General features: G+C 57.1%; 15 protein-coding genes. 6 read left to right on the top strand and 9 right to left on the bottom strand.

Annotation, left to right across the window (positions count from 1 at the left end):
* Positions 1 to 83 precede the first annotated feature (83 nt).
* Both K227x_RS18030 and K227x_RS18035 read right to left on the bottom strand, forming a co-directional pair.
* Positions 84 to 647 (bottom strand): hypothetical protein, encoded by a 564-nt coding sequence (locus K227x_RS18030; RefSeq protein ID WP_145171656.1) that lies wholly within the window; start codon positions 645 to 647, stop codon positions 84 to 86.
* A gap of 239 nt (positions 648 to 886) precedes the next feature.
* Positions 887 to 1,966, bottom strand: coding sequence for a 3-deoxy-7-phosphoheptulonate synthase (locus tag K227x_RS18035; protein WP_145171658.1), 1,080 nt, complete (start codon positions 1,964 to 1,966; stop codon positions 887 to 889).
* 354 nt (positions 1,967 to 2,320) lie between these two features.
* Between K227x_RS18035 and K227x_RS18040 the strand changes: the two genes are divergently transcribed.
* Positions 2,321 to 5,803 (top strand): mechanosensitive ion channel domain-containing protein, encoded by a 3,483-nt coding sequence (locus K227x_RS18040; protein ID WP_246145899.1) that lies wholly within the window; start codon positions 2,321 to 2,323, stop codon positions 5,801 to 5,803.
* A gap of 169 nt (positions 5,804 to 5,972) precedes the next feature.
* Here the strand turns inward: K227x_RS18040 and K227x_RS18045 are convergent, their stop codons facing one another.
* From K227x_RS18045 to K227x_RS18055, 3 genes are all read right to left on the bottom strand, one after another.
* Positions 5,973 to 6,641 carry a hypothetical protein gene (locus tag K227x_RS18045; RefSeq protein ID WP_145171660.1) on the bottom strand — a complete coding sequence of 223 codons (669 nt, stop codon included), beginning with the start codon at positions 6,639 to 6,641 and terminating at the stop codon, positions 5,973 to 5,975.
* A 171-nt stretch (positions 6,642 to 6,812) separates the two neighbouring features.
* Complete coding sequence (locus K227x_RS18050) at positions 6,813 to 7,427, bottom strand: hypothetical protein (RefSeq protein WP_145171662.1); 615 nt, start codon at positions 7,425 to 7,427, stop codon at positions 6,813 to 6,815.
* A gap of 61 nt (positions 7,428 to 7,488) precedes the next feature.
* Positions 7,489 to 7,725 carry an RNA 2'-phosphotransferase gene (locus tag K227x_RS18055; protein ID WP_145171664.1) on the bottom strand — a complete coding sequence of 79 codons (237 nt, stop codon included), beginning with the start codon at positions 7,723 to 7,725 and terminating at the stop codon, positions 7,489 to 7,491.
* A gap of 438 nt (positions 7,726 to 8,163) precedes the next feature.
* Between K227x_RS18055 and K227x_RS18060 the strand changes: the two genes are divergently transcribed.
* Entirely contained in the window at positions 8,164 to 9,393 is a 1,230-nt protein-coding gene (locus K227x_RS18060; protein ID WP_145171666.1) for a pyrophosphate--fructose-6-phosphate 1-phosphotransferase, read from the top strand.
* A 400-nt stretch (positions 9,394 to 9,793) separates the two neighbouring features.
* The gene (gene ylqF, locus K227x_RS18065) at positions 9,794 to 10,750 is read left to right on the top strand and encodes a ribosome biogenesis GTPase YlqF (RefSeq protein ID WP_145171668.1); all 957 of its coding nucleotides are present in this window, start codon (positions 9,794 to 9,796) and stop codon (positions 10,748 to 10,750) included.
* A gap of 151 nt (positions 10,751 to 10,901) precedes the next feature.
* On the opposite strand, the gene K227x_RS18070 is transcribed toward ylqF, so the two are convergent.
* Positions 10,902 to 12,200, bottom strand: a complete 1,299-nt coding sequence (locus K227x_RS18070) for an SGNH/GDSL hydrolase family protein (RefSeq protein ID WP_145171670.1) — start codon at positions 12,198 to 12,200, stop codon at positions 10,902 to 10,904.
* Positions 12,201 to 12,512: 312 nt separating this feature from the next.
* On the opposite strand from K227x_RS18070, the gene K227x_RS18075 reads away from it, so the two are divergent.
* Both K227x_RS18075 and K227x_RS18080 read left to right on the top strand, forming a co-directional pair.
* Complete coding sequence (locus tag K227x_RS18075; RefSeq protein ID WP_145171672.1) at positions 12,513 to 14,138, top strand: sialidase family protein; 1,626 nt, start codon at positions 12,513 to 12,515, stop codon at positions 14,136 to 14,138.
* A gap of 217 nt (positions 14,139 to 14,355) precedes the next feature.
* Complete coding sequence (locus K227x_RS18080) at positions 14,356 to 14,679, top strand: Dabb family protein (protein ID WP_218933342.1); 324 nt, start codon at positions 14,356 to 14,358, stop codon at positions 14,677 to 14,679.
* Between the two features lie 227 nt (positions 14,680 to 14,906).
* Here the strand turns inward: K227x_RS18080 and K227x_RS18085 are convergent, their stop codons facing one another.
* Positions 14,907 to 16,307: a hypothetical protein gene (locus K227x_RS18085; protein WP_145171674.1), complete on the bottom strand. Its 1,401-nt coding sequence runs from the start codon at positions 16,305 to 16,307 to the stop codon at positions 14,907 to 14,909.
* A gap of 332 nt (positions 16,308 to 16,639) precedes the next feature.
* On the opposite strand from K227x_RS18085, the gene K227x_RS18090 reads away from it, so the two are divergent.
* On the top strand, positions 16,640 to 17,941 hold the full coding sequence (locus tag K227x_RS18090) for a dienelactone hydrolase family protein (protein WP_218933343.1): 1,302 nt from the start codon (positions 16,640 to 16,642) through the stop codon (positions 17,939 to 17,941).
* A 33-nt stretch (positions 17,942 to 17,974) separates the two neighbouring features.
* Here the strand turns inward: K227x_RS18090 and K227x_RS18095 are convergent, their stop codons facing one another.
* Complete coding sequence (locus tag K227x_RS18095) at positions 17,975 to 19,321, bottom strand: SGNH/GDSL hydrolase family protein (RefSeq protein WP_145171677.1); 1,347 nt, start codon at positions 19,319 to 19,321, stop codon at positions 17,975 to 17,977.
* A 262-nt stretch (positions 19,322 to 19,583) separates the two neighbouring features.
* Positions 19,584 to 20,546 carry a glycerophosphodiester phosphodiesterase gene (locus K227x_RS18100; RefSeq protein WP_145171679.1) on the bottom strand — a complete coding sequence of 321 codons (963 nt, stop codon included), beginning with the start codon at positions 20,544 to 20,546 and terminating at the stop codon, positions 19,584 to 19,586.
* Positions 20,547 to 20,694 lie beyond the last annotated feature (148 nt).

Raw genomic sequence — 20,694 nt, forward strand, 5'->3', positions numbered from 1 at the left:
TAGGATACGAGCAGATTGACAGATTGTCGAATCAGCCAACATTGGCTGGATGCCAGATGCGATGGTGATCGCGAGATTGCATTCTACTTGCTCGGACGCATCGCCCAGTGCGCCAAATGCATCGGCAGCGTATTGGTGATCGGCCGCTTGGACACGTGCTGGATCAGATGAGTCTGGCCGTCTCGGGTGAACGAGACACTGTTGGCCATGCGATTCCCTGATTTGGCTTCGACGACGAACGTGGCTAGAACGACCGGCTGCTTAGTCATGTCTTGCCCTACGGAGCCAGTTCTAGCGTTTTTGGTACGCCCTCTCGGTAGCGATGAATTTCGAGAGCCCAGTTCGACGCACTTCACGTCCTGGTCCTCTGCCGACAACCATTCCAACAGCGACGACTTGGCGGCTTCGGTCACCGATTCTAGCGCCCCCGTGTTTTCGTCTTCCACACCGGGATGAAGCGAAGCGATCAGAACATCACCGTTCTCGGAGTTCATCCACGCTTCGCAGTTCGCCCCCTGGTTCAGATGATCGACTTGTTGCCGATCCACCGGTTTCCAGGGTGCCGGAGGTTTGCTGGGCAACAGGTCGCCCGCCACAGATGGCATCGCAGCCAAGAACACCAACACAATGGAAAGTGAAATACGCATTGCTAACTCCGAAGGACCTTGCACGTCACCGCCGACAAGCGGTGCACGCGTCAAACCGCGCGTGGCCCCACCCCGCTTGGGGGAACCCAAGGAACCACGCCTCTGGGATTCAGAGTAAGGCTTCCGCGAAAGAGATGCAATCAAATTCGTGCCACCGCCGCGCCCGATCACCGCCGCGCCCGATCACCGGCGTGCCCGATCACCGGCGCCGGCCCTGCAACACTTCCCAGACCAGCGATTTAGCCGCGTCGATCCCGCACCGCTTTGGCCAGATCATCCAAGATTCCGATCGTGTCGTCCCAACCGATACAGGAATCCGTGACGCTGACGCCACGTTGAAGTGGATCGCTGCTCAGTTTTTGGTTTCCTTCGATCAAATTGCTCTCGATCATGACCCCCATCACTCGCTTGTCACCGTCGGCGACTTGGCTGCACACGTCACGACAAACGTAGCGTTGGCGTTTAAAAATTTTGCGGCTATTGGCATGCGAACAATCGACCATGATCCGCGGCGACAGCTTGGCTTTTTCAAGAGCCGCCGATGCCATGTCGATACTGGCCGCGTCGTAGTTGGTGTGAATTCCGCCTCGCATGATCACGTGACAGTCTTCGTTGCCTGAGGTCGCAAAGATGGCCGAGGTCCCGTCTTTGGTGACCGACAGAAAATGGTGCGGCCGGCTGGCGCTGCAGATCGCATCGACGGCAATCTGGACATTCCCGCTGGTACCGTTCTTGAATCCGACCGGGCAGGACAAACCCGACGCCAATTCGCGGTGCCCCTGGCTTTCGGTCGTCCGTGCACCGATCGCGCCCCAGGAAACCAGATCCGCCACGTATTGAGGTGAAATCAGATCCAAAAACTCGGTCCCCGTCGGCAGGCCCAACGCATTGATGTCTCGCAGCAGTCCGCGAGCGGTCCGAAGCCCTCGATTGATCTCGAAACTGTCATCCAGCCCGGGATCGTTGATCAACCCTTTCCAGCCGACCGTGGTCCGAGGCTTTTCGAAATAGACTCGCATCACGATCAACAGGTCCGCCGCATGCTTCTGTTGCTGGGCTGCCAACAATTCCGCGTACTCACGCGCCGCGTCGGGATCATGGATCGAACACGGACCGACGACGACCACCATCCGGTCATCACGGTAGTGCAGCACGTCCTGGATTCCGCGCCGGCCTTCTAAAACCGTCTTGGCGACGTCCGATTCGACGGGAATTTCGTCGATCAGTTGACGAGGTGGCAACAGGTCCTTGATGGCACCGATCCGCAGGTCGTCGGTACGCTGGTCATCGGTTCGCTGGCTTGGAACGGGATTGGTCATGAAGTCGGGGGGGGCGAAAACCGAGGTGGGCTGGGAAGCTTGGGGGGAAATGCACTTCATCGAGACAGCCGGTGAAATGTCCGCTGGAAAGCCATCGTATCTAAGAAAATGAAAATCTTCGACCAGCGAGCAAAAAACTTTGCCGCCGAAGTTCCGCAGACGCCCGTCACCGAGGGCCTGGACCACCAGGGCCAGCCACCAGCGAAGATCTGCTAGTCGCCGCAAATTGCCCCATGAAACACGATCGGTGTGGAGCCAAAGGGTGGATTTTCGTATGGGTAAGTATCCCGATTGCCGTTTCGACGTTTTTTTCGGGTCGTCATTCGTCTTGCCCCCACTTTTCAACACCCCTTCATGCCGCGGTCGATGATGACTCGTCCCAACCATTCGACGTCCCCACGCGATTGCCTGATGCCGCGTTTGGGCGGAAATCTGCATTTCGCCGGATATCCGCGTGCCGCAGCCTGTCCGGTTTGGACCTGGTTGATGATGGCTGCGATCGCGGCGTCGACGTGCGCTGTGACGGCAACCGCCCAGAACATCACCTATTCGGCCCCCTATTCGTCGACGGTCTATCCCAGCTCGTCGTATCCCAGCTCGTCGTATCCCAGCTCGTCGTATCCCAGCCAGTCGTATCCCAGCTCGTCGTATCCGGTCACTTCGTATCCCAGTTCGTCGTATCCCACGAATTCCTATCCTTCGTCGGGCTACGTCAGCGGCCAAAGCGTGATCATCGAATCGTCGCCAACCGTGATCACCGGTTCCAGCTATCCCACTAGCAGTTACCCCAGCAACAGTTACCCAAGCACCAGCTACCCGGCGACCAACCACACTTCATCGGGGACCACGACGAACACGTCCTCTTCGTCGTTGCCCCAACACGGTTCCAGCTCGCAAACGACGTCAACGAAATCGACAGATTCCCGGATGCAGATCCCCACACTGCAGCCGCGGACCGCATCCACCGCGAACGACCAGTCCAAGAGCCAAGCGGATGATGGCGAATCGCCATTTCGCCACAACAATGCGTTCCGGCGGGATGCCGATTCCATGGACGAAGCCGACGCACAACTGATCAGCAACCGAATTCTTCCGGCACGATCGCGTTACCCAATCAATCGCGGCCTGGAATACGATCGGCAGCCGGAAAACTATCTGTCGCCGTACCGCATCTCCATGATTCAAGCGGCAAGGGAATCAGCGAACCGGTTCCGCCAATACGCACAGACGGCCTCTCCGATTGCGGCCGACGTCGCTGACCAAAACGCTGCTTTCGCAGACCAGTGGGCAGAACTTGCCACGACCTATGGCGAACTGGCCACGCGAGTCACCGATGCTCAGAACGACCTGGATTCGACCAGCCGCGATTTCGACGATGTCACCGCCAAGATCACTCACTACGGTCTGACGCCAACCGTCGGCATGTTGTTGAGGCACAAGAAGGACCAACTGGCCCAATGGCGGGTCAATGATTCCATGACGTTGCTTGCCGGCGGTGAACTCAGCCGATCACGCCAAAGACAGCTGGAAATCGAGATGGTCCGCTACGACGGATCGGATCCAGCGATCGAATCGGAAGAAATCCTAAAACAAGCCGGGCTAGATCCCACCCACGCCAGCCGCCAATTGTTGCTCGGCGATGTCCAGGATCTGCTTCGTCAACGCTATCACTGGGTCAATTCGCTTCGCCAGGGATATCAGGACTATCAGCAAAAACTTGGCGAACTGGATTCGGCGACCACGGCCGCGGCGCAGCTGACCGCCGAATATCAAACGCTGATCAACCGACACATCACTTGGATTCGCAGTGACGAACCACTCGGGTTTTCGGACCTTTCGAAAATCAAAGGTGGACTATCGGCGCTGTTCGATTCGCGTCGCAGCGAAGCTTTTGGGTTTTCGTTTGGGCGCAAGTGGAACGACAATCCGATCGCCGGATTGGGGCTGATGCTGTCGTTCATCTTGATTTTCTTTGCCCGTTGGCGTGCCAAATCATGGTTGGTCAGCATCGGTGCTAGAAAACGATTGGAGGACGCGTCGGACAGCACTCGCAAACTAGTCGCAGGAATCCTCACCATCTTGGTCGCCATCGCGATTCCGGGACAACTGTATGCAATCGCTTATTGGCTGGGCAGTGGAATCGTTTCCGAGTCCACGCTGAACGCATCGACCGCCATCTATGCCGCCGCCCTGGTGGCCTGGTTCATTGAAATCCCACGCCAATTGCTGCGAAATTTGGGTTACATCCACAAACACGTCGCCGTCGAACTGCCACGTCGCGAACGAGCGTCGACCTACTTGTCGGTGATCGGATTCGGTTTGGTTTTGTCCGCCTATTTGATCACGTTGACCGGGCTGATTGATCACGGAATGTGGCGAGGATCACTGACGCGTTTCGCATTCATCGCAACGATGATGCTGGTCACCTGGACATTCCACTTAGCCCTGCGACCGACCGGTGGGTTCCTAGAACCGATGATCGCCAAGTTCGGGGGCGCTGTGATCCACCGGGTTCGCGTCCTGATCTATCTTGCCGGGATCGGATTCCCGCTGGCAATGATTGGACTCTCGACGCTTGGGTACGGATTCACTGCGAACGAATTGATCATGCGAGCGATCATATCGATGGCCTGCATGCTGACCGCGGCGACGCTATGGCCAGGTGTCAAAATACTGTCCGCTCGCGCCTGGCACGCACTGACCGGTGCCGGCCCCAAGTCGCCTTCGAAAGACGAGTACGGAACGATCCCATCGCAGGACGAAGCGCACGTCACCGGTGCCTTGGGCGAGCACTTTTTGGAACTGAAGCATCACTTGGCGTTTCTGTGCCAATGCACACTAGTCGTGCTAGCGGTAGTGTGTTTCGCATGGCTGTGGATCGACGTTTTCCCGAATGCACGCATGGGGAATCCCGTCGTCTGGACGATCCAGGACACGGTCACTCAGTCCGCACTGGATGCCACCGGCCAAACCACCACGCATTCGATCACCGAAGAAACTCCGATCACGGCGCTGCACCTGTTGTTGGCAGCGGCGACTCTGTTTGTGGCTTTTCAATTGGCCAAACTATTGCCGGCCCTATTCGATGCCTTGGTTCTGCAACGGGTATCGTTTGATGAAGGCATGGAACACTTTTCGTTGGTGCTGGGCCGGTTTCTGTTGTTTGGCGTCGGCTGCCTTGTAGCCAGCAACCTGGTCGGCATCCGCTGGCAAACGATCCAGTGGTTGGCTGTCGGTTTGACGATCGGGTTGGGATTCGGATTGCAAGACATGGTCCGCAACCTGTTCGGCGGGCTGATCGTGTTGTTCGAAAAACCGGCTCGCCTTGGCGATTTCATCTCGGTCGGCAAAGTCACCGGGCGGATCGCGGCACAGAAGCTGCGTACGACCGTGTTGTCGGACGACGAAGGCCGCGAAGTCATCATCCCCAACAAGAACTTCGTCAGCGAAGAAGTGGTCAATTGGATGGGAGCCGGGCGATTGAACGTGATCCCCATCGAAGTCGCCGTCACTCGCGACGAACGACCTGCCGACATCTGTCGGCTGCTCTACGAGTTAGTGCTAGAACAAGACGACGTTCTGCTGACCCCAGCACCGCAAGCGACGCTGGTTTGCATCGGTCAACGGTCGCAACGAATCGAAGTTCGTGCTTGGATCGAAGAGGGCCAGGACGCACACCGATTCCGCGATTCTCTACTGACGGTGACTCGGCGGTTCCTGGAAGAACGAAAACTGTTGGCGAAAAATCAGCCAACTCAACCAAGCATCCATGAAGCCGGTGACGAACCAAGACGAAGCCCTTTCCACCCCAAAAACGCTCGCAAACGATCCGCGTAAAGGTCAACGCATGTTCGGTGCGAAGGACGCCATCGGGTGATCGAATTTGTGCTTCGAGCGTGTGTCGGCGGACGAATGTTTCTGGACGCCCGTGGCATGACGCCCAGCGGCTCATGATCCCACTTGCAAAGTTGAATCAATCGACGGCATGCCGAAAAGTTAGCCGACGTTATCTCCCGCGACTTGTACGTCCGCGGCCAGCCTGACCTCGATCCGAGTGCACCGCGCCGGTATGTCCTCGATCCGAGTGCACCGCGCCGGCATGGCTCTGATCCGAGTGGACATGCCCTTGCGTCTGAGTCGATCGGGCGTGGACGGAGAAACCGTCGGCATCATAGATCGGTGCCTGCGACGTGTGCCCGTTCCTAAAATGGTCCGCGGATGCCGATCCATGACCATGGGAATGGTAGGTCGATCGTGCTGGCGATGCCGTATCGAATGCAGGACGTCCAGACGAATAGCGGCCAGGATATCGGCTGTCGAACTTGTGCTGGTATTGGAAGTACGGATCCTTCATCAAGTCGGGCGCCACGAAGCTGCCGCGAGCATAGGGATCGTAAAGAGTGCCAAATCCGTTGGATGGGTACGCACCGGGGTACCCGAAGCTGCCGTTGCCGCCGTACCCAAAACCGCCGCGATCTGACGGTCGATTGTAGGTCGGGTTGCCGCGTAGGCTGTATCCGCTGCCATAGCTGCTGCCGCTGCCGATGCTGATGCCGAATCCAGAACCGCTCTGCAGACGGCTGCCGAAGGATTGAGCCGACGCGTCCAAGGCCGAGGTGGCCAGGACGAACAGAGCCAGTGCGGAAAAAGCAATAATAGAAGAGGTGCGAATCATAGCAGTCGCCTTGATAGATCAATCGATGGAAGACACCTTGAAACCTACCTCTTGATTGCCCGTCGGGCGCAAAGCCAACCTAAGTTGGAAAGATTCGCTAACCGAATCGATCGTCAACCAGCCTATCACCCGCACGACCGGTACATTCGGCTGACAAATTCAGCCGCTGCGCTAGATCTTTCGGATCAAATGAATGCCGTCGCGACCACGGTAAGTCATCAACAGAGCGCCGACGGCCGCTCGGGCTTCGAACACCGCTTCGAAAAACCCATGCTCCCCGGGCCAAGGAAATGCAAAGAAGACATCAAAGTCATCCAGGTCGGCCCCAATTTCGTCATACACATCGCTGGCTTCGGTGTCGACGTTGCTGACCTCGGTCGTCCATTCGTCCAGACCGTCAACGTCGCGTGGCACAAAGCTATCGCAATAGAATTCGACATCGACGCCGAAGTCATCCGCTAAGCGAACGGACTGCTCGACCAATCGCGACTCGATCTCGATACCGATCGAATCCATCCCACGCAGCGACGCCAACATGGCGACCGCGCCAAACCCGCTGCCAAGTTCACAGAACTGGTTGCCGGTTGCCAGGTGGTTGTCGATCATCCACCCGATCGCTTGATCGACGAGGTGAAAATCGCAGGTGACGAAATTCTCAATCACCGATCCGTCCATCAACATGAACGCTTCAATCCGCTCGTTGGCCAGATCGATCAACCGTTCGGCATTGTCGCCGTAGGGTAACTGTTTGATCGAATCAGGAACCGAGATCGTTTGTAGACCCATCGCATCCGGGGCTGCCGCCCACTTTCCTATTCAGGTGACTGGCACAGATCGTGTGGGCAATTCAACAGGCGCGAACGCGTGTTCCATCTTCGCTGATCGCAAACATTTTGCCTTCGTGTGCTGCCACGACCTGGCGCACTTGATCGGCCGTGATCGATTTGCCCGTGGCGTTTGCATTTCGCACCAGCAGATCGATCTCGACGAATCCGCTTTCGTCCAGTTGGATCCCGATCGATTGGGGCTCGTGGCGCAGGATGAAGGCCATGTACTTGCTGATTTTGGTGAGTCGCTTGTTCATGCCGGCTAGTCTAACCGAAGCCCAGGAAAAATCAGACCGCCCGAAACGATCCTCAGGACCGAAATTTTCCGGCAAAAAACGCGTCCACGGTTCGGTGCCTGGAATCCTGTGGCTGGCCGCAGGAACCGACGATTGCGGCGACGTGGCGTCCGTTGCTGGATGATCCCGAAGCAGATTCTTCCCTTGCACTTCCAAGTGACCATCATCCCCCCCGAATATGTTGCCGCGGGGCGGCCTGCGTGGACCAGAGGCGACCGTTGCGGGGCGGCCCCGATCGCGATTATCGTCAATACATCTGACGCCAGATCGCGATGCAGCGAATGCCCGCAGCTTAGGTGCATTCGACGCCGGAACGAAGGCCGTCACAGCAATCGATCAGCACAGAATCGATCCACACAGCGTCGCAACTATTCACACTTGCAGTTTGGGAACCTAAACATGTCGATCCAACGAGTCGGACTTCTTACCGCCGGCGGCCTTGCCCCATGCTTGTCGTCCGCCATCGGCGCTCTGATCGAATCCTATTCGCAGATTGCCCCGGACGTGGAAATCATCTGCTATCGCTCGGGTTACAAAGGGTTGCTGCTTGGCGATAGCTTTGTCGTCACCCCGACCGTCCGCGAAAAAGCTGCGGTGCTACACCAACACGGTGGCAGCCCCATCGGAAACAGCCGTGTCAAGCTGACCAATGTCGACGACTGCGTGGCTCGCGGGCTGGTTCGCGAAGGCCAAGATCCGTTGCAAGTCGCGGCCGAACAACTGCAGACGGACCATGTCGATGTGCTGCACACGATCGGTGGCGACGACACGAACACCACCGCCGCGGATTTGGCCGCGTACCTAGCCAAGCACGACTATTCGTTAACCGTCGTTGGTTTGCCCAAAACGATTGACAACGACGTTGTTCCGATCAAACAAAGCTTGGGGGCTTGGACTGCCGCCGAACAAGGTGCGCGTTTCTTTGAAAATGTGGTCGCCGAACACAACGCCAACCCACGTATGCTGATCGTGCACGAAGTCATGGGTCGCAACTGTGGCTGGTTGACCGCCGCGACGGCCGACAAATACCGACAACGCCTCAACGCACTGGACTTCCTGCCCGAAACGGGACTCAGCCGCGAACGCAAAGAGATCCACGGCGTCTACATTCCCGAAATGCACTTTGATCTGGAACAGGAAGCCAGTCGACTTCGCAGCATCATGGACGAGATCGATTGTGTGAACATCTTCATTTCCGAAGGTGCCGGAGTTGACACCATCGTCCAAGAAATGGAATCGCGTGGCGAAGACGTGCCGCGAGACGCTTTTGGCCACTACAAACTAGACGCCGTGAACCCCGGAAAATGGTTCGGGAAACAGTTCGCCGAGATGATCGGTGCAGAAAAGACTTTGATTCAGAAGAGCGGCTACTACAGCCGCGCCGCCCGTGCGAACGAAGAAGACATCGAACTGATCAAACGATGTGCCACCAAAGCGGTCCACTGCGCACTGGCCGGCGATGGTGGAGTGATCGGCGAAGACGAAGACCAAGGCAACGAGCTTCGTGCGATCGAGTTCGAACGAATCAAAGGTGGAAAGCCCTTCGACACCAACACCCCCTGGTTCAATGAACTGCTGATCGGCATCCACCAACCCAAGGGGTCCGTGGTCGAAGTCGAACACGCATAAGTCGTTTCAAGAATACGTGCCGCTTCGGCGATAGCCCCGGTTCTTCAGTGACGGAACCGAGGCGAGCGGCCTGCTGACTTAGTCGTTGTCGAGAAAGTTGCGTTGGGATTACAACCAGGTGCGCTAACGAGTGGCGGATTCGGATCCCTCGCTTACGCGTCGGGTTGGGAAATCAGCAGGCCGATAGCGTGGAAACGGCTGACGATTGCGGCGTAGGTTCGATTCCGTCAGCTGGCTGCTGGCGCCGGGACCGCTATTGGGGTGACGCTGCGATTGCCGGATCTGCGTCGCTCCGCTCCTGGATCCGGCCTACTTTGCTTTGCGCCTGTGCGATCGGGCCGCTGGCGATTAACCTTACCGTTATTGCTGCCAACGTTCCCCCTTGCTGCTGATCATCAACATGCCAATCCAATGGTTCCCGGGCCACATGCACAAAGCCCGGCTCGAGATCGAGGCGGCGTTGCCCAAAGTGCATGTGGTGATCGAAGTCTTGGACGCTCGGATTCCATATTCCAGCGAAAACCCAATGCTGGCCGAAATCCGAGGAGACAAGCCCTGCCTGAAGGTGCTGGCCAAGAGCGACCTGGCTGACCCGGTGATGACCGACGCCTGGCAAGCCTACTTGGAACGAACCGCTGGCGTCCGCGCCCGTGCCGTTACCACCGAAGACGTGCCGTCGATCCGGATCCTAAAATCGGTGGCCGCAAAGATGGTTCCCGAGCGAGCTGGGCGAGCGGTCAATACAATGATCGTTGGCATCCCCAACGTCGGAAAGTCGACGATCATCAATTTGTTGGCGGGTAAGAAAGTCGCCAAGACAGGGAACACGCCTGCGGTCACCAAGCAGCAACAACGGGTTGCCATCGGTGACGGCGTCACCTTGTTGGATACCCCCGGCGTGATGTGGCCGAACGTGCACAACGTGAACAGCGGCTATCGGCTGGCCTTGATCGGTTCCATCAAAGAAACCGCCATGGACTACGCTGATGTCGGTTTCTTTGGCGCTCGATTCCTGATCGCCGAATACCCTGATCGATTGATGGACCGATTTGACTTGGATGAATTGCCCAAGTCCGAAATGGAAGCCATCGAAGCGATCGGACGCCGCCGTGGTTGTTTGGGCAAAAACAACCAAGTCGATATCGACCGAGCTTCCCGTATTTTGGTCACCGAGATGCGATCCGGTGGCCTAGGACTGCTGACTCTCGAATCGCCCAGCGTCATGGAACGCGAACGCGCCGCCACCGCCGCCGCTGTCGCTGAAAAAGAAGAGAACGCAAAACTGAAAGACCAGAAACGTAAAAAGCGATTCCGCGACAAACAGCGTGCTCAAAAGAAGTCACGCGAAATGCGATAGCGGCCACCGTGTCGATAGCAGCAGTGTAGGCCGGATCAAGGAGCGAAGTGACGCCGATCCAGCAATCGCAGCATCAACCCAATCGCCGGCTCACTGCAAACCAACAACAACCTGACACCGCATCTACTTCGCCGCATCTACTTCGCCGCATCTACTTCGCCGCATCTCCGGCCACGACGTCGCCGATCACCAATAGCGATCCGATGTACCAGGTTTGATCATCGAATCGATCAGCATGCGAATCAAAGAACTCGCGGTTCTTTTCAAACAGAATCTCTCGTTTGTCCAGCTTGCGGTGTGTGACGGTGACCGCGACTCGGTGGAGACCTGGATCCAAGTCCGAGGCAATCACCAATCTGGCCAGCCGATGATAAGTGCAGTATCCATCGATGCTATTTTGGGTCGTGGGTTGGCGATCATCGACCTGCACTTCGAGTTCACAGCCGTCGGGACCGATCAATTCGAACACCGATGCGGCAGTCCCCTGCAATGTGAATTCGACCTTTGCGCCCGGTTCCATCGCCCGATACAAGTCGGGCAGGTATTTGCCAAATCGCTTGCCCAAACCTTCGGTGCTGGACTGTTTCATCCAATTGCCATGCAACATGTCTGCCGTGATCGGAACTTGCTTGGCGTGTTCCCAATTGTCCTGTCGCAAAGGCTCGATTCGCTCGTGCGGTTGTGGTTCTCTGCTGGCGTTGACGATCGCGGGCCAGGACCGCGCGATCGTCTCGGTATACAGCCGATGTCCCGTTTCGATATGAGGATGAACGCCATCGGTCGAAAAAACGATCGGTTTCGCCTCGGCGGCATTGGCTGGCTTCTCTGCCTTGAAGATCAGCTCTCCCTTGGATTCCATGTCGACCACTTTGACTCCGAAGTGGATCGAAGGAATTTGGTAGTGGTCGGCCAGGTCTTCCATCGCATTGGCTGCACGCGGCATTTTTCCATCGCGAAGATCGCCCAACATGGGGTGGCTCAGCGTGTAAACAAAACAAATATCGATCGCTGGGTCTGCCTTCCATGTTTGCCGCACGATCCCTTCCATTGCCTTGTGAATCTGTTCGGGCGATGTACCACCGTCATTGACGGCAAACTCGACAAACATCAAGTCAGGATGGTGTCGCAGCACGTCATTATTCAAGCGGAACACGCCCAGGTCGGACCCGGTCCCACCAATGGCCGCGTTGATTTCCTCGAAGGTTGCCGTCCGGTACTTCTCTTGGAACCAATCGAGCGACTGCACCCGCCAACCCTCGGCCGCAGTAATGCTTCCGCCCAGATAGGCAACTTTGACTGACTTGCCCGCGTCGACTTTCGCCAGAAAGTTTGGCAGCCCAGCACGCGGCGTGCATTCGACAGCGTCTCGTCGCAGTTGCAAATTCTCTGCCGCACACGGCGTCAGCAAGACAACCGAAAGAAGGATTCCCAGGTAAGTTGTTTGTTGCATCGATTCGATTCTTAGGTCATTCAAATGGAGAGTCAGTTTTCTGTTCGTTGTCGCTGCGATTTGGTCGGATTGGCAAAAGAAAGCTCAGGGCGAGGCAAGAAGGGGGGCGGCGATCGCCTGATATCGTGTGGCCTTGTTGAGCCAACGTTCAGGCCGCCGATGAACTACAATCCACCCTCCCACCCGCATGTCTTGAGTGCACCGCAGCCCTTGCGTATTTGAATCGCCGGTTGGACACGTTTCCGAGCGATTCGTCACTCGACTGCGTCACTGGTTTCCAGTGATCGTTCGCGTCACCCTTGGTAACTTGCCATGAAATCATTCACTGCTTTCCAGCGTGCACCCATCGTCCCGCTGATCCTGGTCCTGTCGATTCTGTCCGGCGATCAACTTGCTTCCGCCGTGGACCAAGGCTCAACAACTGTCAAACAGCCAATCACCAGCCAAAGGGCCGCGTCTCCGCTGTATCTGACCGCCAATGATCTGTCGATCGCAACGGGGAAACCTTCGCTCGTCATGATGTCCAGCGGCTCCACGCACATTCCCGTGTGGTCTCTATCCGGTGGCACCGTGCGCCAATCTGTCGCTGGCATTGTAAACGGTCTTCCCGACGATTGCGTCGCGGTGCAGGTCGAAATCGTGGTGACGTCAACGGACCCGGGAACGAACAAGGACTTGGAAGATGTCTATCGCGTTCACTTATCGCAAATGGTGCAGGATGCCCCGTTCACAGAGCGTTACGCTTTGGGCAAACCCGTGCGAACGCCGCTGCCCGCCGGTCCGCTTCATTCCCGCACGATCGTTCTAGAGTCCTACTACGAAGTGGTTCCCAACGCGCCCCTAACGGTACGGATTCAACGGGAACCCGGCCTGCCCGGTGACACGTTCACCCGCCCCACCGGTTTGGCGGTCGTGAAGGTGACGCCGCTGAGCTCGTTAGCAGAGGCTCATACCGTGCAGGACGTCAGCGGCTACAACTCTTGGCCGATGACTCAGGCCATCGGCGATAAGCTGGTCTGCACCTATAGCCGAGGCTCAGCACATTCGATCGGTGAGGACGCTCGCGCCGTGTATGCGAGGACCTCCACCGACGGCGGAAAAACGTGGACGGCGGAAACGGTCGTCGCGAACACACCTGGCTACGGCGAAGTCACGGTCGGGAAAGGCCTGGATTCCACGGGTGCAATGCTGCTGTGGGTGCGCCGCGTTGGAAAAGAGCGGAACCACGACCTCTACCGCACCACCGATGGTGTGACCTTTACGCTCGTCGCAACACCGAAACTGGCCGTCCAACCCATGCAAATTACCGACGTCTTCGCAGTCCCCGACGTCGGGTTGATGGCCTTATGGTTCGCCGGAAACTACAGTGACAAAGCGGTTCATTCCTGGGGCATGATGACCAGCCACGACGACGGTGCCACCTGGACGCAGACTCCCATCGAATCTGGACTGATGAAAGCCGACTGGCCCACCGAACCGTCCGCTGTTTACCTCGGCGATGGCAAGATCCTTGCGGTCGCGCGAACGGAAAACGGACCAGCTCAATTCCAAGTGGTTTCAACCGACAACGGCGCGACATGGACGCGACAGCAAACCAACATCGGTGATATCTATGCCTCGACCCCCAGCCTAATCCTCGACACGGAAACCGGTTTGCTGAGTAACTATTACTACGAACGTGCCCGGGGAATCCTTCGGCGTCGAGTCGTTCATCCGGACGTCGTCTTCGACCATCCGCTTGACTGGCCCGCTTCGCAGGCCGTTACCACCGGCAGTCCGCTTGCATGGGATTCCGGCAATGCCAATGCCACCATGATCGGGGACACCCACTACGTCTCTTACTATTCTGGAAAGGCCCCTGACACGGCCGTCATGGTTCTGGAGCTTCCAGAACCGACAGACAAGGACGCTCGTCCAACCCCCGATGGATCGAAATGAGAGCCCTTTTGCTTTCTTCGTGATTTAAAGTAGGCGCGTGGGGCTCCGATGCTGGCGGGCGACAAGTTTGGTTCGGCCGGCCGAGCAATTACACGCACTGAACTTTTGCGTTTCATGATCAATTCGAACGAAAGTATGCAAGCTTGAATTCGACCACGTCCCGAACAGTCTCACAGAGACAACACACATCCCTGAAATTACACGACGAGCTGACGCGATGACGACGACAATGTGCGAGATCGAACACACAGTGACCTTCCGGCTGATTCACGATTTGGGATCGCCCAAGGAAGCGGAGTTTCTGAAAGCCGCGTCGGAACTCGCCGCGATTCCTGGGGTGCAGCACTTTCGAATCCGTCGGCAAACGAATTCAAAGAATCCACACACGTACGGCATTGCAATGCAATTCCAAACGAACGGTGAATACCTCGCCTACTGCCAGCACCCTGCGCACGTGAATTTCGTACAGCAGCGCTGGCTCAGCGAGGTGGCCGACTTCCAGGAAGCCGATTTCGAGCGGCTAACAACCGACAGCGAGTAAATCGCGTCTTCCGACTGCATTCGTCTCACAGCAAACACAAACGTTCCCGACTTCGATCTAGCGATCGTCCGTTTAAAGAGTCCTGACACCTTTTTGCCAACCTGACACCTTTTTGCCAACCAGTCTCCGACCTCCAGTTCATTGCGCCGTTTGCGCGATAGCCCCGGTTACCGACGAAGAGCGCCAGGGTTCCAGAACCGGGGCTATCGCCCGAGAGCGAAGAGCGCTCACTCGCTCGGTGGGTCCATCAAACGGATTCGCGCATAGCTCATCGTCATTGGCGTACCCTGACGCGGGCCAAGCAGCTCGATTGCCCACGATTCAGGCGAACCGGCACGCACGGTGGTAGTGAAGAAATTGGTGAAGGGTCTGTCCAATGGAATCCGTGTCGCGGGGCCGACGGTCCCATCCGGCAGCATCTCGACAATCCGGTTCTCGGACACTTGCGTACCGTCTTGATCTGTACCCGACGCTTGATGCACCACGAATAGCCGATGATCAGGAGTGACATGGAACCGGGCCGCGTAGCCGACAAGCCCAGGTTTCCCCTCGTCTTTCCTCTGGATTGATTGGCGGTGGGTCACCTTGCCGTCGTGGATCACGGCGTGATTCAGCGTCTCGCTCTGCTTTGCATCCGGAAAGAATTTTTCACGCAGTCGCGTGTCAATCGCGCGTTCGGTCCACAACAGGTGCACCTCCCCGCCAGGTGCCAACCAAAGATCACAAGGAGCCACGCGGCCGCAGGTCGCTTCGCGACTGGCAATCTCGATCCATTCATGAAACGGCTCTTCGGTGATGTCGGAGGTCCAGGTGTAAAACAGTCGGCGGAAATCGTAGTCCCATTCCTGGCCGGTCAAATCCCGCTTGAATTTGCGAAAGCCGGGGTTGGGTTCAACAATATCGCTGACGCCGAAAAAGTGGACGGCGCGGTCACGCATCGCAACGTTGGGATAGCAGACTCGGATCGGCTGAGGTTTCTGGTACTGATCGCCCCAGGGCCATTTCAGTTGCCCTTGGGCGCTCCACTTACCGCTGCTGTCACGGAAGGTCCATTCAGCGTGCGTGTAGCCGATATTTTGCAGCAAAACCAATTCCCCCGCCTCGCCGTCGGCCGCAAAACTGCGATAGGAATGCTCCGAAAAGGCCGGCGTGCCTTGCCACTTCGGCGTCAGGGAAGTGGGTTCAGACGTGGGGTCTTCCGCGTCGAACCGCAACACATCGGGCAGCGCCGGTCCGGAGTAGGCCGTGGGGTCCAACGTCGGATTGACTGACAGAAAAACTCGCCCATCCGCAGAGGCTGCCAGTGGCGATGGTTCACGCGTCCGCCCCGTCGGATCGACACGAACTTGTTGCCAGCGATCGGCGTCTCGAGTGAACAGCATCCAACGACAATTGTTGAGCCGTTTGGCATCGGGAATCGTCTCCAATCCAGCGACAAAGACGCGACCTCCACTGCGGACGATGCTGGTCGAACCCGAGCACCACAGCGGCCCGGCACCATTGTCGGCATTCACATAGGTGTAAACGTCGTCCTCTTGCTCAACCCGCAGCATCAGGTCATCAGCAAAGATGGTGGTCGATGCAACGCCGAGCCAGCAAGAAATCGCGACGATCACAAAACTCTTCATCTGAAACTCTCTGGGGATACGAATGGAGCGTTCAAGCCAAAGCCAGTCCGAAGTCAACCATCTTATCACGGATGATCCGGCCACTGGGTTGCTTCGCTAGGGCCAGGACAGACGCCGCTGCACAGCCCTGATCCCGTTGGCCAACATCGATGGTTTGCGTGGCGTTCATTTTGGACGCGATCCGCCGAAGCAACTACGTTTACGTAGGTTCGAATACACTTACCACTTCTGAACAAGCGCCAAGTATTCATTGGAATGGACGCAAAAAATTGCCCGTCGCCGTCCCCTTTGTTGCCTCGCCATTTCCCCACCGCAAAAATGGGACAAGATCAATGCAAATTTTACTTTCGAAGAATCCTTGCATAGCACAGTTGGTGTTTGTGGGACTGCTATTGATTCCATCGATATCGATGGCCCAGGAATCGGGCCCGCTTCACGCGCCTGCGGTACTGGACGTTCCAAGACCGCTGGTGGCCGCGGAGCAACTCGGCAGGGCACCTCTCTCCCAATACGGATCTCTGGAGCCGGTCATTCAAGCGATGCGGGCCCAGCGGCCGCTTGACCTCAACTCTGAATTATGGCGATCCGAACATCCAGGCAGCAACTATGAAAACTGGGCCCAACAGGCCCGTGCCGTGTTGGACCACGGACTGCACTACGATGCGGGGAAGCTTGATCTGAAGGCGACTACCACTGCGAAGTGGGAAACCGATGATTTTGTTCGCGAGACGATTGAATTCAATACGGCCCCCTGGTTTCGCGTGCCAGGCTATTTTTACACTCCCAAGAATGTTCCTTTGCCTGCTCCCGCTTTGGTCATCTTTCACGAGTGGGGTGGCCCGATGCTGTTCGGAGCTGACCGTGTCTCGGGAGAACCGATCCATGAGGCGATTGTTGAACATCGCGATCGCTATACCAGCGGACGAGCCATTGCCGACTGGTACGCCGCACAAGGTTATGCCGTGGTCGTCATCGATGCCTACCATTTCGGACGTCGAGCACCGCGCAGCCTCGGTGGATTACCGGACAGCTACGACCCGGCGACGCTCGATCCCGAAACCCTGAATCGCTACGACAGCATCGTCCGCGACCAGTTGTACACAGGAGTCCGAGAATTGAACTGGGCAGGCACGACCTGGGCGGGCGTCAACTACGGTGACGACCGGCGATGCATTGACTATTTGCTGTCGCGTCCCGAAGTGGACCCCGAACGCATCGGTTGCACCGGTTTGTCAGGCGGTGGTTGGCGAACCAATCTATTGACGGCGCTGGACCCTCGAATCAAAGCCGCCGTTTCGGTCGGTTGGATGACGACGGGTGATTCCCAGCAAATCTACAATTTGTCGGGTGCTGTTGGAACGTTCTGTCTGCTTCCGGGCGTTTGGAACCGCATCGACATTCCCGACTTGATCGCCATGGCCGCCCCCAAGGCGGTGATGGTCGTCAGCGGAACCAAGGACCGCCTGTTTCCCCCCAGCGGCCAACGAGACGCCGCACGCCAAATCAAAGCCGCCTATACTTGGGCTGGATGCCCCGAACGTTTTCGTGAATACGCCCCTGAAAAGCCGCACTGTTACGATGCGGAGATCCAAGCCGAAGCACTCTCGTGGCTCGACAAGCATCTCAAGCAATAGCGTTTCGATCCGATCCGACTCGCCCGCCTTGCTTCACTCGGACTTCGGGAATAATGCGATCAGACTGTCGGCAAAGATCCTGTGACCGTTGACGTTGGGATGATTGATGTTGTTTTCCATCAGGGTGATGTAGGGAATGCCCTGTCGCCATAGCCGACCGTAGCGAAGGGATCCTTCGGCGACCGCGATCTGGTTCTGTTTCGCAAAAGCACGAACGCCTTTGACGTAAGCGCGGGGATCGTCATCAATGTTCCGTTGGCTCGAAAATCCCATCCAGCTCGGACGGACATAGTGTGGGGTCAGGATAATCCACTCGGCACCTATCTTGCGGAAGTCGGCCAGGATCTTCCCATAACGCAGATCCACTTGCGGTTCCGAAAGACCGGCATCGTTGACGAATTCAGACACGATCAAATCGGGCTTCCGGTTCAACACCTTGTCTTGATAGTTGTGTTCGCTGCCCGGCGGCTCGCTCAGATAGCTACCGGTATTCCGTCCGCCCCAAGCCTCCGTGACCAATTCAATATTCGCGTTCGGATAACGTGATTTCAGACTCTCCACAAACATCGTTTGGTAGCGATTGAAGGTCGATACGCTGTCACCCCAGGCCAGGATTTCCAGCGGTTCTCCGGACTGCAGCTTCTTCAAAGACTCGGGCAACAGCCTTTCCGCAACCGATGAACCGCTCGCTGGCGTTTCAGGATAGGAGGTTTCCAAGATCGGGAAGATTTGGTCCGCACTCAAGGCATCCATGCGGGCGGGAAGATAGACGTTCGCCAGCCGGGTCTGGCCCGCATCCAAAGTCGGCGGTTCGGGCATGGCAGCATGCGGCGTACCTGTCTTGAGCACGATCCGGTCATTGCCATCGATCACAATCGAATCAATGCGTTGTTTTGTGTGTTGGTAGTCGATGTACACCGGTTGGTCGGGTGCGATTGCTCCCTCTGGCAACCGACCGATCGTGCCGGAGACGAGGTCAGCCTCGTAGTCGATCCCTTTTTGGAATGTCTTGGCCGCAGGTTCCGGACCGGATCGAACGACGACGCTGGTGGGATCGAGCAAGCCTTCGACGGTGCATTCCGCTGCGATGACTCCCTTGAGCCGAGCACCCTTTCGCCAGCCCGATGTCGTCTTGGCGTCGAAATCGGGAAGCCGATCGAACTTTTCGTGCGTGACCGTGAAGATTTCAGGACCAGGAATCTTCAGCTCGGCGGAATCCGATTGCTGCCCCGGCACGGTTACCGAAACGGTCCACGGTCCCGTCAGCTGTACCTTGGCGGGCGCCGCGATGGGCGACTTTGCCGTGACAGACGTGACGCAGCAGATCGCGATCGCTTGCGTCAGAAGCAGGGCAGTGGAGAGTGTCAGGGTAGGTTTCATGGGGTGACTTTCAATGCAGTGACTGAACTGGCCGCGAGTTCCGCGTTGTCGTTGCTGTTGTTGTTGTCGCGATTTCAACTCGCCCAACGGTGCCTCCGCTGTTCGAATGGACCAATTGGAAACATCCAATCTGCGTCGTCCTGGGATTCGCCAGAACTCCTGACCGTCGGGTCGGCGCTGGGCTAGCATCGGGCAGGGAATTCTAGCGAATCCTACTACGGCAGTCCCGACACATTGCTATCGCACGATCCGTAAGTGCGAATCATTCTTGGGCGTTACGGTTCCCGGGTTGATTCTTCGCCCGCAGCTGATCAAGCGTTTTGACCAGTTGCCCAGGATCGTCGCACAACAAGGATTCAGGATGATATTTCAGCAGCGGCAGAACGATCTCTGGTGTCCCTGTGGTCGCATCGAAATGAATCTTTGCTCCCGTCTCGCGAATCCTTCTCAGCAGTGTTGGGTCCTCTTCAATCCAGTCAATTTGAGGTCGCAAGTAGTCCAGGTTTGCCGCCAAAAAGGCATCCACCTGCTTCTTTTGACGCAGAAAGATCAGCGTCTTCATTTCGGGCAAGCGTTCTTTGAGTTGCCGCGATTGTTCCACGGTTCGCACTGCCGAGATCGTACGTGCAGGCTCGCCATGGGCTCTCAAGGCCGCGACGATTCGATCCGCAAACACCACGCCTTCTTCCTTCAGGTCCAATTGAACAGCGATCCGTCCACGGCAAACTTGAAGTGCTTGATCCAGTGACAGCACTCGCTGCGAATGGTACTCCGCACCAAACCAAGTTCCAGCGTCCAACGCTGCCAGTTCGGCCCAGGTCAGATCGTTGACGCGACCGCTGCCACTGGTCGTCCGGTCCACCTTCGCATCGTGCATGATCACCAACTTGCCATCTCGCGACGTGCGAACGTCGATCTCGACGGCCGTTGCTCCGGCTTCAATCGCTCTTTCGATCGCTGAGATGGTGTTTTCGGGGCGATCATGGCTAGAGCCACGATGTGCGGAAATGCGTTGCACGGCTTCCGCCGCTGCCGCCAAATCACCTGAATGACTAGCACTGGGCGCCGCATCCGCTGCACGCACTTGGGCACCAGTACACGCAGCAACCAAAAACACGGCCATGAACACGAAGCAGCGGACAGCATCCCGTTGTTGAATTTCGCTTCGGCACAATGAATGCTTCCGAGCGAACGCAGACCGACAGGAATCATGAATGTGGATCATCGTGATCTTTCTTGTTTTGCAGAGACCAGTTTCGCTGGGCACTTTGATAGGGTTACCGATTCGACAATCCCATCGGAGTTGAACATGGGAATCGTACTCGAATCGGATCGATTTCAGTATGTTTGATGCAAGCGATGAAGAACATTGT

Origin of the sequence: Rubripirellula lacrimiformis, assembly GCF_007741535.1 — a bacterium.
GTDB classification, from domain to species: domain Bacteria; phylum Planctomycetota; class Planctomycetia; order Pirellulales; family Pirellulaceae; genus Rubripirellula; species Rubripirellula lacrimiformis.